At 71.0% G+C, this 12,402-nt stretch carries 8 protein-coding genes and 1 pseudogene; all 9 read right to left on the reverse strand.

Annotated features, from left to right (window positions below; all coding sequences use genetic code 11):
• Positions 1 to 9 precede the first annotated feature (9 nt).
• Positions 10 to 1,611 carry an alpha/beta hydrolase gene (locus JAP66_RS28590; protein ID WP_307849759.1) on the reverse strand — a complete coding sequence of 534 codons (1,602 nt, stop codon included), beginning with the start codon at positions 1,609 to 1,611 and terminating at the stop codon, positions 10 to 12.
• A gap of 196 nt (positions 1,612 to 1,807) precedes the next feature.
• Complete coding sequence (gene ndk / locus JAP66_RS28595; RefSeq protein WP_199434967.1) at positions 1,808 to 2,218, reverse strand: nucleoside-diphosphate kinase; 411 nt, start codon at positions 2,216 to 2,218, stop codon at positions 1,808 to 1,810.
• A 54-nt stretch (positions 2,219 to 2,272) separates the two neighbouring features.
• On the reverse strand, positions 2,273 to 3,820 hold the full coding sequence (locus JAP66_RS28600) for an alkaline phosphatase D family protein (protein WP_199434968.1): 1,548 nt from the start codon (positions 3,818 to 3,820) through the stop codon (positions 2,273 to 2,275).
• 61 nt (positions 3,821 to 3,881) lie between these two features.
• Entirely contained in the window at positions 3,882 to 4,295 is a 414-nt protein-coding gene (locus JAP66_RS28605; protein WP_199434969.1) for a DUF4233 domain-containing protein, read from the reverse strand.
• A complete protein-coding gene (folC, locus tag JAP66_RS28610) occupies positions 4,292 to 5,788 on the reverse strand; it encodes a bifunctional tetrahydrofolate synthase/dihydrofolate synthase (RefSeq protein ID WP_307849760.1) in 1,497 nt (498 codons plus the stop codon). Before folC ends, JAP66_RS28605 begins: the two co-directional genes overlap by 4 nt.
• A 148-nt stretch (positions 5,789 to 5,936) precedes the next feature.
• Positions 5,937 to 6,128, reverse strand: coding sequence for a ferredoxin (locus JAP66_RS28615; RefSeq protein ID WP_372449019.1), 192 nt, complete (start codon positions 6,126 to 6,128; stop codon positions 5,937 to 5,939).
• A 90-nt stretch (positions 6,129 to 6,218) separates the two neighbouring features.
• Positions 6,219 to 6,899, reverse strand: coding sequence for a hypothetical protein (locus JAP66_RS28620; protein WP_199434971.1), 681 nt, complete (start codon positions 6,897 to 6,899; stop codon positions 6,219 to 6,221).
• On the reverse strand, positions 6,887 to 10,474 hold the full coding sequence (locus JAP66_RS33520; RefSeq protein WP_443706218.1) for a PKD domain-containing protein: 3,588 nt from the start codon (positions 10,472 to 10,474) through the stop codon (positions 6,887 to 6,889). Before JAP66_RS33520 ends, JAP66_RS28620 begins: the two co-directional genes overlap by 13 nt.
• A 177-nt stretch (positions 10,475 to 10,651) precedes the next feature.
• Positions 10,652 to 12,379, reverse strand: a pseudogene (locus JAP66_RS33525) (ThuA domain-containing protein); the annotation flags it as partial.
• Positions 12,380 to 12,402: the final 23 nt, after the last annotated feature.

The raw sequence follows: 12,402 nt of genomic DNA on the forward strand, positions 1-12,402 counted from the left end.
TGTGCGCACTCACGAGGTGGGGGCGGGGGCGTCGAACGGGCCGCGGTCCGGCTCGCACACGGTGCCCTCGGGCGGGAGGTCGCCCTCGACGAAGTAGGCGTCGAGGGCGGCGTCGATGCAGGCACTCTCCCCGCGCGCGCCGTGGCCGAAGGAGTCGAGGGTGAGCAGCCGCGCGTCACCGAGCAACCGCGACGTGCGCACGGCGTCCTCGTACGGTGTCGCGGGGTCGCCCTGGCCGTTGCCGATGACCAGCACCGGGTTCGGCGTCCGCCGGTTCCACGGGCCCGTGTAGCGATCGCGGTCGGCACCGGGCCACGTCGCACACGGCAGCGAGAGCCACGTCCACTGTGAGCCAAAACCGCGCGCCTTCCGATCGGCCTTGCGGGCGAAGTGGCCCCAGGCCCACGGGTTGCCCGGATTGTCGCTGTCGGCGCAGAAGACGCCGATGCCCTGCTCCGGCCCGACGTAGACATCCTGCTGGAAGCCCGGTGACGGCGCGGCGGGTGGCAGCGCGGCGACCGGCGGGCTCTGCAGGCGCACGGCCGGGTCGGTCGCGTCGTCGACCGCCTGCAGGAACTCGGCCAGCACCGGCGAGGACTCGGCGCCGTAGAGGGCGCCGAGCGTGAAGCCGATGAACTGCTGGTAGGTGACCTCGGTCTCCCCTTCCCCGCCGGGCAGGGTGATCGTCGCGGGCTCCTTCCGGAGCCGGTCCAGCAGCGTGTCGAACTTGGCCGCCAGGTCCGCACCAGGCTCCCGGAACGCACAACTCACCTCCGCCGCACAGGCGGCGAAGAACGCCTCCAGCGCGCGGCGGCTGCCCTCGAAGCTGCCGAGCCGGTAGGAGAACGGGTGGAAACGCTCGCCGGGCCGGTACCCGGTGGTCCACTCGACGGGATCGAGCACCGCGTCGATCACCAGCGAACCCACGCGCTCGGGGAAGATGTTGGCATAGACGCTGCCGAGGTGACTGCCGTAGGAGATGCCGTAGTACGACGTCCGCTCCTCGCCGACTGCCTGGCGCAGCAGATCCATGTCGCGGGCGACGTTCGCCGTGGACATGTGATCGAGCAGCGGGCCCGCGTTCCGGGCGCACAGCGCACTGGCCCTGGCGGTGTCCCGGATGCGCTGCCGCTGCTCGGCGAGGGTGACCGGGAACGGACCGCCGAGCAACTCGGCCTGCTCCGAGGACTCGAAACAGCGCAGCGGCGTGCTGGCCGCGACACCGCGCGGATCGAAGCCGACGATGTCGAACCTCTCGTGCAACCCCGGGGTGAGCTCGGGCGGGATGCGGCCGGAACCGCCCGGGCCACCCGGGTTGTAGAAGATCGTGCCGAGCTTGTTCGCCTGATCCGCCGCGGGCAGCCGGCCCACCGCGAGCGTGATGGCCGGTCCGCGCGGGCTGCGGTAGGACAGTGGTACCTCGGCCTCGGCACACTCGTATCGTTCCGGCGTGCCCGCCGGGCACGGCCCCCATTGCAGTTCCGGCACCGGCGCACCGTTGGTGCCGAGCACTCCGGACGCGCCCGCCTGCCCGTTCGTGAGCAAACCCGCCGCGAGCACCGCCGCCCCGAGTACCGCGATGCCACGCCTGCCGCCGCGAAAACGATTCACTCGCCTCAGCCCCCAGGTGAGATCCGTCTGCCAACAGGTCTCGACCATAGCGGTGACGGGCGGCGCGGTGAAGGCCACCAGCGGCGCTGGTGGCCTTCACCGGTGGTGAGTGAGGAACCGAGTTCTCACTCGCGTGCGCACTCACGAGAGGTGACCAGGCACGACGCCGCGCCTGCCTGGGATCAAGGACGGGCGATCAGAGCTCGGGGAACCAGAGCTTCAGCTCGCGCTCGGCCGACTCGGCCGAGTCGGAGCCGTGCACCAGGTTGAACTGCGTCTCCAGCGCGAAGTCACCGCGCAGCGAGCCCGGCGTGGCCTTCTCCACCGGGTCGGTGCCGCCGGCGATCTGGCGGAAGGCCGGGACCGCACGCGGACCCTCGACGACCATCGCCACGACCGGACCCGACGTGATGAACTCCAGCAGCTCGCCGAAGAACGGCTTCTCCTTGTGCTCGGCGTAGTGCTCCTCGGCCACCGAGCGCTCGACGTGGCGCAGGTCCATCGCGACGAGGCCGAGCCCCTTGCGCTCGATGCGCGAGATGACCTCACCGACGAGGCCACGCCTGACGCCATCGGGCTTGATCAGAACCAGCGTGCGCTCACTCACGGGGTGTTTCTCCTTCATTGACTGCGATCGATGCCGCGCACTCTAACCGCCGGGTCACCGGTGCCGTGGCCGCAGGGTGGTCGCCCACAGCGACGCACCAGTGCCGTCCCGCAGGTCCACGGTGAGCTCGCCGCTCGCGCCATCGACGTTGAGCTCGCCGAAGTGCTGATAGCCGTCCATCGGCGAGGTGTTCGCGGCGGGCGGGGCATGCGTGAACTCCACCCTGGGGCCGAACGTCGGGTCGAGGGCGTTCGGCCCGAACGCGCCCGCGTTGAGCGGCCCGGACACGAACTCCCAGAACGGGTCGAAGTCGGCGATCGCGGCCCGCTCGGGCGAGTAGTGGTGCGCCGCCGTGTAGTGCACGTCCGCGGTCAGCCACACCACGTTGCGCACTCGCCGACGCGCGAGCTCCCGCAGCACCCACACCAGCTCGCTCTCCCGGCCGCCGGGCGCTCCGGGCAGGCCGTTGGCCACGCCCTCGATGTGCTGCCCGTCCGGCACGACGAGCCCGACCGGCAGGTCGGCCTGGATGATCTTCCAGGTCGCCGTGCTGCGGGCGAGCTCCCGCACCAGCCAGCTCGCCTGGCGCCGGCCGAGCACGGAGCCGTGACCGGTGCGGTCGGCGTCGTTGGCGTCCTTGTAGCTGCGCATGTCGAGCACGAAAACCTCGACGTGCCTGCCGTAGCCGAAACTCCGGTAGACGCGGCCGTCCACCGCGGCCCGTGTGTCGACCGGGTGCCATTCGTGGAACGCCCGCAACGCCCGTGCGGCGAGCACGTCGACGCGCTTCTCCGTGTACTGCGGCAGGTCGAGGATCTCGCCCGGATACCAGTTGTTCACGACCTCGTGGTCGTCCCACTGCACGTAGCTCGGCACGGCGGCCGCGAAGGCGCGCACGTTCTCGTCGAGCAGGTTGTAGGCGAACTGCCCGCGGTAATCGTCGAGGGTCTCGGCGACCTTCGCCTTCTCCGGGGTGACGAGGTTGCGCCACGTGCGGCCGTCCGGCAGCTCCACGGTCTCGCGCAGCGGCCCGTCCGCGTACACGGTGTCACCGTTATGCAGGAACAGGTCCGGCGCGCGTCCGGCCATCGCGGCGTACGCCGTCATCCCGCCGATCTCGGGGTTGATCCCCCAGCCCTGGCCAGCCACGTCGCCGGACCACACCAGCCGGACGTCCTGCCTGCCCACCGGCGCCGTGCGCAACCGGCCGGTCAGCGGCGCGCTCGCGCTACGCCCGTCGAGCGCCTCGGCCGTCACCCGGTAGTGCAGCTCGGTGCCCGGCGGCAGCGCGGGGACGCGCAGCTTCCCGGTGCCGCCGGTGTCCGGGGTGAGGAACGGGCCACGCAGGCGGCGCGCACGCCGGAACGAGGGATCGCGGGAGACCTCCACGATCATCCGCGACGGCTTGTCCGCGCGCGTCCACACGATCGCCGAGCGCGCTCCGACGTCGCCGGACTGCACCCCGTGCGTCAGCGTCGGCCTGCCGGTGCGGAGCAGCGCGGCGGCCTGCCCGGCGCCGAGCACGCCCGAGGCGAGCACTCCGGTGCCGAGCAGGCCCACTCTGAGCGCGGATCGGCGGGGAATCCCAGTCTGTTCGGTCATGCGCCACTTGTATCCGGCCGCGGCGGCGAACCGGCGAACGCGGACTTGCGCGGCGGTGAAGTTACGGAGTGCCCTGCTGCTGGCCCGGCAGCCTGCCCTCGGCCATCCGGATGGCGACCTGCCTGCGCAGCCACATCAGCCACAGCCAGACCGCCAGGAACACCACGCCGATCACCGCCACGGCAGGCAGCGCCACCACGAAGGCGAGCAGGCCCGCGTGCAGGCCGAGCACCAGCCAGATCGTCCACGGCCTGCGCAGCAGCCCGCAGCACAGCACGAACGCGACGGCGATCCCGATCAGCGTCCAGCCCTGTGCGCTGGTGATACCGCTGCCCAGCTGCGCCACCACCGGCAGCGCGAGGGCGACCACGATGGCCTCGATCACCAGCGTGCCTGCCTGCACCCCGCGGAAGGACTTCATCGGGTCCTTCGCCGGGCCGGGCGGGGCCCCGGCCGGTTCCGGGTGCTCGCTCATGCCGGCTCCTTGCCGAGCAGGGTGCGCGCATCCCCGGCGGTGACCACGGAACCGGTCACGAGCACGCCGCCACCGGCGAGCGGCTCCTCCGGGTCGTCGGTCCGTTCGACGAGGCCGACCGCCGTCTCGATCGCCGCGTCGAGGGACGGCTCGGCCGAGACCCGCTCCTCCCCGAAGACCGACCTGGCCAGGTCGGCGAGCTCGGCCACCGGCATCGCGCGCTCGGAGCTGTTGCGGGTGACGACGATCTCCGACACGACCGGTTCGAGCGCCTCGAGAATTCCCCTGGCGTCCTTCTCCCCCAGCACGCCGACCACGGCCGCGAGCCTGCGGAAGGCGAACTCCTCGGAGATCGTCGCGGCGAGGGCGGCGGCACCGTGCGGGTTGTGCGCGGCGTCCAGCAGCACCGTGGGCGCGGCCCGGACGGGTTCGAGCCTGCCCGGGGTCACCACATCGGCGAACGCCTCGCGAACCGCCTCGATGACGAGCTGCTTGTCCTTGCCCGCGCCGAAGAACGCCTCGACGGTGGCCAGCGCGAGCGCGGCGTTCGCGGCCTGGTGGGCGCCGTGCAGCGGCAGGAAGACCTCGTCGTAGACGCCACCGAGCCCCTGCAGGCGCAGCATCTGGCCGCCGACCGCGATCTCCCGGTCGAGCACGGCGAACTCGCTGCCTGCCCGCGCCACCGTCGCGTCCACCTCCACGGCGCGTTCGAGCAGCACACGCTCGGCGTCGGGCTCCTGCTCGGCCAGCACCGCCACGCTGCCCGGCTTGATGATCCCGGCCTTCTCCGCGGCGATACCGGCGCGGTCACCGCCGAGGTACTCGACGTGGTCGATCCCGATCGGGGTGATCGCGGCGACCTGCGCGTCGGCGACGTTGGTGGCGTCCCAGGTGCCGCCGAGCCCGGTCTCCACCACGGCCACCTCCACCGGTGCGTCGGCGAACGCGGCGAAGGCCATGCCGGTGAGCACCTCGAACTTGCTCATCGCCGGGTCGCCGGGCCCGGCCGCTCCGTCCACCATGGACACGAACGGCGCGACGTCGCGGTAGGTGTCGACGTACTTCTCCGCCGAGATGGGGCCGCCGTCGATGCTGATCCGCTCGGTGACGAGCTGCAGGTGCGGGCTCGTGTAGCGGCCGACCCGCAGGCCGAGCCGGGTCAGCAGGGAGTCGACCATCCGCGCGGTGGAGCTCTTGCCGTTGGTGCCGGCGATGTGCACGACCGGATAGGTCTTCTGCGGGTCGCCGAGGAGGTTCAGCAGTGCGGAGATGCGCGTGAGCGTCGGCGCGATCTTGGTCTCCGGCCAGCGCTGGTTGAGCTCGGCCTCGACCACGCGCAGTTCGTAGCGAGCCCGCTCCTCGATCGCGGCCTCGTCGACCTGCTCGCCGGGCTCGTTCTCCGGGTCGTCCGGCAACGGGCCGGCGATGAAGTTCTCCCCGGTCGTGAGCTCCGGCGGGAACTCCTCGTCGTCGGACGGCTCACCTTGCGGCACACGCACTCCCAACTCGCGTTTCCTGCTCCGGCGAGTCTACGTGGGCGGCAGAGCCACCCGATCGGGTGCGGTACCGTCCATCCGCCGAGGTGCGGGGCGAGTCGGCCCGGCCGGCGGTTGTACAGGCTGCCGTTCTGGCGCTACCTGCTCACCTACCGCGCAGGCTGAGGGCGCCCGATGGGCACAGCTCGACCGCCTCCTCGACGGCGTCCGCCACCTCCGGCGGCGGCGAGTCGGTCCGCAGCACCACCAGACCGTCGTCACTCTGGTCGAACACCTCGGGCGCGGTGACGGCACACATCCCCGCGCCGATGCAGACGTCACGGTCGGCTTCGATCATCATCACTCCTTACCCGAGACTGCAGGCTCGTACACACCGTAGGCACACGTCCCCCGATGTGGCATCGGGGACAGGCGTACGCACGAGCGCTCAGGGGCCGCCGTGTTCCGCGTGCGGCTCGCCGAGGAAGACGTGGACATGGCCCAGCCCGGCCGCGATACCGGCCACGTCTAGCTGGTTCGCCGCCACCGACCACGCGGCCACGGCGTCCTCCCGGAGCTCACCGGCCAGCCCGCGCAAACGTTCGCGCAGCTCCCCGGACGCCTCCAGCGAGGCGGCGTAGGTGTCCACCGCGCGGCCGAGCGCGGTCACCGCACCGGCGAGGCCGGCCCTGGCCAGGTTGACCTCCGTGCCACCCGAGGGCCGCTCGCGCAGCGGCTCGGCAGCGGCCTGGACCGCCCGCCGCCACGCCGCGACGTCCGCCGCCGTGCCTGCGGCCTCCCCGGCGACCGCCTCCTCCAGCTCCGCGAGCACCGGGACGACCTCCGCCCGCACCTGCTCCGCGGTCGTGACGAGCTCCCGCGTCAGGCCGGCGTCGCGCTCCCGCTCCTGCCCGCGCAACTCGGCCACCCGTTCCTCGACGGGGTCTCCCCCGCCGAGGACGCCCGGCAGCAGCAGCACCGCGAGCACACCGGCCAGCAGCGCCGCCGCGACCGCCAGCAGGGGCCGGAGCCGGCGCCGCAACGGGTTGACCCGCTGCGGCGCCGGCCGGTGCGGGGAACGGCCCGGCATCCGCCCCCGCGTCTTCGCCGGTCCCATCAGCCGCGCCACTGCTCCATCAGTGCCTCGGCATCCCGGACCAGCACTGCCTTGACCTGCTCGTCCGCCACCCGGCGCTCGGCGACCGCGGCGAACACCCGCATCGCCTGCCAGGCTCCGTGGTCGGCGCTCCGCTCGCGCAGCAGTTCGGCGGTGCCGAGCGAGGCGTTCAGCTGGATCGCCGTCGGCCGGTCGATCCGCCCCTCGGCGGTGAACCGATCGAGGAGTGCACGCAGGTCCTGGATCGAGGTCGTCACCGTGAAGGTGACGGCCCGCTCGGTGCCGTTGCCCGCGGCGTCGGTCGCGGTCACGACCAGTTCGTGCGTACCCAGCTCGAGGGTGTGCAGTGCCAGCACGGTCCCTTCGGCGACCGGCTGCCCGTCGAGCGTGGCGGTGGCGGAACCGGGCCCGGAGGTGGCATCCGCCACCTCCCAGCCCACGGTGAGATCCGCCGAGTCGCCGTAGGACCGGCCGGCCTCCACCCCGGACACGGTGAGCTCCGGCGCGGTCGCGTCGAGCCGGACGGCGCTGGAGCCGGCCTGCTCGACGTTGCCCGCCTCGTCGGTGGAGCGGTACTCCACGACATGCTCACCGTCCTCGCTCAGCGGGAACGGCCCGGCGTACGGCAGCCACTCGCCGCCATCGATCCGGTACTCGGTCGACGCCACACCCGATCCGTCGCCGTCATCGGCAGCCAGCGTCAGCACCGGCGCGGTGCGGTACCAGCCGTCCGCCCCGTCCGGCTCCGCCGGAGCCAGGCTCGCCTCCGTCACCGGTGCCTGCTCGTCAGCCTGACCGGCCGAGAGACGGAACCAGTCGAAGCCGACGGTCACGGGGCCCTCGGTCTGCTGCGGGCCGATCGCCATCAGGCCGACCCCTGGATCGGGCACCGCGTTGGTCACGGGATCCCCGACCGAGGTCCACTCCTCGCCGTCGTGGCTGACCCAGCCGGCATAGGTGTCGCCGGTCTTGGCCAGGCGGAGGTACCACCAGCCGCTCTCGGTGTCGCCGAGCGCGATCGAGCGGTTGCCGCCGTTGCCGAACTGCCCTTCGTTCTCCGACACCAGCTCGGCCCGCAGGCTCGTCGCCGATCCCGGCTCGTTCACGGCGACCACGTCGAACTTGACGTAGTCGTCGTCGTTGCCGTGCACCATGAACCCGGCGAGCTGGTAGCGCTCGACCAGCGGGGCCCGCATCTTCGTCTCCACGGTCCAGTCGCCCTCGGGCGGCTCCTGCAGGAGGAAGTTCGGCGGGTCGTCGTTGCTGCCGCCGTTGATGTCGGCGTTGACGGTGTCGATGCGCAGCTCACCGTCGGTGACCCGCATGGTGCTGAGGTCGGGCCGCACCACGGCGTTCCAGCGGCAGCCGTCGATCCGGTCACCGTCGAACTCGTCGTCCGGGCCGACCTCCTGCCCCGCCGCGGAGAGGTGGAAGTAGTCGAACGACGCGTCGATCACCGGCGCCGGCGTGTCGCCCTTGAGCGCGTACAGGCCGATCTGCCCGCCGGTCAAGCCCTCCGCGGGGAAGGAGTCACCGTAGGCGGTCCAGGTGACGCCGTCCGCCGAGGTGTAGGCGGTCAGCGACGTGCCGTCGCTCTCCATCCGCAGGTGGAAGCTCGTGCCGTCGGTGGCGAGCGCGCCCTTGCGGATCTCCCGCTGGCCACCGCTCTCCCGGACGAACTCCAGTTCCCGCGCCGATCCGTTGGACTGCACGTTCACCCTGGCGTAGTTGTCGTCGTCGGCCCACAGCAGGATCCCGCCCTGCTGCCATTGCTGGGTGGCGTCGATCGTCACGAGCGTCGTCGCCGACCAGCTGCCGGACGGCGCCCGCTGCCCGGCGAACGAGATCGGGCCTGCGGCCGATCCGTTGATGTCACCGGCCGCGGTGGGCAGGTGCAACCGGCCGTCCGAGACGGCGTAGTCGGAGCCCTCGGGCCGGACGGTCGTCCACCGGCCGGTGTCCAGCGCCGTGCCGGAGAACTCGTCGGAGCCGTCGGTCAGGCACTCGATCGGCGGCGACACCTTGGGCGTCACCTCGACCGGCACCGTGGCCCGCTTGCTCCGGCCCGCGGTGTCGGTCACCGTCACCGCCGCCTCGTACTCGCCGACCTCGGTGTAGGTGTGGCTCGCCGCAGGCCCGGACGCGGTGGCGCCGTCGCCGAACGCCCACTCGTAGGTCAGCGGCTCGTCACCTTCGGGGTCGACGGCCGTGGCGGTGAAGTCGACGTCCAGTGGGGCGTTGCCCGTGGTGGCGCTCGCCTCGACCGACACGTGCGGCGCCGCGTTGACCGCGACTCCCTTGCCGAGGAAGGTCAGGGAGTCCAGGTCGTACGGACCGGGCGCGGCCGAGCGGAACACCGCGAACAGCTCCGTGGTGCCACCCGGGTCGGTGATGTCCACCGGCGGCAGGTTGACGTAGTTGTTCCAACCGCCCGTGTTGGGCACGTCCACGGTCGCCAGCACGGCGCCGTCCGGGGCTCCCGCCCGCAGCTCGACCGAGCCGCCACCACCGTCCGAGGAAGCCCGCAGCGAGACCTGGTCGATGCCGGTGAGGTTCACCGGCGAGAACGAGACCCAGTCACCGTCGGCGATATCCCCGATGCGGCCACCACTTTCCGCGCCCTCCTGCGAGACGACGCGAATGCCCGACGAGTCGCTGAAGTGCTCCGCCTGCTTGTGCTTCGGCTGCAGCACCGTGTTGCTCCGTGTGTTCAGCGGCGGTGCCCCTTCGCCACCGCCGTCCGTATAGGTCGCGTCCATCGTGTACACGATGTTCTGGCCGACGTGGCTGTTGTCCACGATCGTCTGGAACGTGCCCTCGCACCCGCTGATCGGTTCCTGCGAGTGCGGGTGGTCCTCGTGCCCCAGCGCGGCCTGCACCTCGACCTTCGAACAGTCGATCTCGCCGTCCTCCGGGTCGGTCACCTCGACGTCGAAACGCACGGTATCCCCGAAGTCGAAGAAGCCGCCGTTGACCGGGGCGTTGATCCGCACCGTCGGTGCCGTGTTGCCCACCGTGATGGTGAGGTTGGCGACTCCGGTCTTACCCGTCCCGTCGGTCACCGTGAGCTGGGCGTTGTACTGCCCGTTCTCGGTGTAGGTGTGCACAGGGTCGGCTTCGGCCGAGCTCGCCCCGTCGCCGAAGTCCCATGCGTACGTGATCGGCGTCCCGTCCGGGTCCTGGGAGCCCTCGCTGGAGAACGAGACCTCCAGCGGAGCCCGACCGGACGTCACGCTCGCCGCCGACTTCGCGACCGGCTTGCGGTCACCCTGCGAGTACTCGATGCGGTACAGCCCCGAGTCCGGGTTCTCCCTCTCGAAGCCGCCACCCCATTCGAGCAGGTACATCGCCCCGTCAGGGCCGAAGCGCATGTCCATCGGCGCCAGCGTCTCCTCGCTGGTGAGCCATGGATCGATCTTCAGCAACTCGCCCTGCTGATCCAGGGAGAAATTGTAGAGCGCGTTGCGCGACCACTCGTAGAAGAACGCCTTGCCGTCGTAGTACTCCGGGAACTTGACCTCCGACTCGAGGTTCGGGTCGTAGCGGTACACCGGGCCGCCCATCGGAGCCGCACCGCCCGCGCCCATCTCCGGGAAGTTCGGGGACTCGCCGTAGCCGTACCACACCTCCGCCTGCTTGGCGGCGGGAAGCTCGGTCAGCCCGGTGTTGTTCGGCGACTCGTTGACCGGGTTGTCGCAGTCGAACTTGTCCCCCGAGACGCCGGTGGCGAAGTCGTAGTCGTTGTACGGGATGTTGTTGCCCGTGCAGTACGGCCAGCCGTAGAAACCGGGCTCGCGGATGATGTTCCACTCCACCTGGCCGTCGGGTCCCCGGTTCGGGTTCGCCGTCCTGGCGTCGGGCCCGTAGTCGGCCATGTAGATGGTGCCGTCGACGTCGACGCTGAACCGGAACGGGTTCCGGAAGCCCATCGCGTAGATCTCCGGGCGGGTCTTCGCGGTACCCGACGCGAACATGTTGCCGGCGGGGACGGTGTAGCTGCCGTCGGACTCCGGGTGAATCCGCAGGATCTTGCCGCGCAGGTCGTTGGTGTTGGCCGAGGTCCGCTNGCGGGTCTTCGCGGTACCCGACGCGAACATGTTGCCGGCGGGGACGGTGTAGCTGCCGTCGGACTCCGGGTGAATCCGCAGGATCTTGCCGCGCAGGTCGTTGGTGTTGGCCGAGGTCCGCTGCGCGTCGAAGAGCTCGCGGCCATCCCGCTCGTCGATCGGCGTGTACCCGCTGGACTCGAACGGGTTGGTGTCGTCACCGACTCCGATGTAGAGGTTCCCCTCCGGACCGAACGTCAGGTAGCCGCCGGTGTGGCCCGGTTCCTCCTGCCGCGACGCGGGAATATCAATCAGCGCGACCTCGGAGTCGCGGAGGATGGTGTTGCCTTCCACGGTGAACCGGGAGACCCGGTTGACCTCCTCTTCTCCCGGCGGCGAGTAGTACAGGTAGAGCCAGCCGTTGTCGGCGAAGGCCGGATCGAGCGTGATACCGACGACGCCGTCCTCACCGCCGTAGTAGACGGGCAGGTCGAGCGCGGTGGAGGTGCTCTCCGTCTCCGGGTCGTACACCCGCACCTGACCGAGGATCTCGGTGTAGAAGACCCGCCCGTCCGGAGCGATGTCCATGGCGACCGGCGCCTTGGTGTTGGTGTCCAGCGCCACCTTGTCATACGCACTGTCCACTGTGGCCGAGCAGTCGGCCTCCTCGACGCCGGCCGCGGTACGCACACCGCCCAGCAGGTGCTGGATGAACAGCTCCTCGCCGTACGCCGCTGTCGGGTGCCCCATCGCGGTGGCCCATACGCGGGCGAGGCCGACGTCGCGGCACCACGAGATGGGATGGTCGGCGCCCATCGCGTCGGGGCCGGGGTTGTAGGTGCTCTCGTCCGCGGTCACCAGCACGTGCGCCTTGCCGCGGATGTTCTCGTCGAAGTTGTACCACTCCTCGGCGCGGTTCCAGCGTTCCGGCAATCCGGCCGTGGAGGGATGCTGGCGATCGGCGACCTTCGCGGTGCCCTGGAGGACGCCCGGCGAGTGCGAGGGCATGCTCGCGCCCGCGTTGACGACCTCGTCCCACCACGGGAACTCGTTCTCGATCCCCATGTCCGTGGCGTTGTGGATGGCGGCGATCCCGCCGCCGTTGTCCACATAGGTCTGCATGGCCTGGCGCTGCGCGTCGTTCTCCCAGACCATGCCGGAGGTCTGGAACATGATGACGACGTCGTACTCGGCGAGGGTCGCGTCGTTGAAGACGCTCGAGTCCTCGGTGTGGTCGATCGTGAAGTTGTTGTCGGCGGCCAGCTGCTCGAACATGGCCACGCCTGCGGGGATGGAGTCGTGCCGGTAACCGGCGGTCTTGGTGAACAGCAGGGCGTCGAACTCGGCTTCCTGCGCCTGCGCCGCTGCCGGGGCGAGCCCGAACGCGACGAGCGCACCGATCAGCACGGCGCCGAGCCGCGGCAGGAATCTCTTACGTCTGCTCATGGGTTCCTCACGTGTGGGGACAC

This window comes from Qaidamihabitans albus (genome assembly GCF_016464705.1).
GTDB classification, from domain to species: Bacteria; Actinomycetota; Actinomycetes; order Mycobacteriales; family Pseudonocardiaceae; genus Qaidamihabitans; species Qaidamihabitans albus.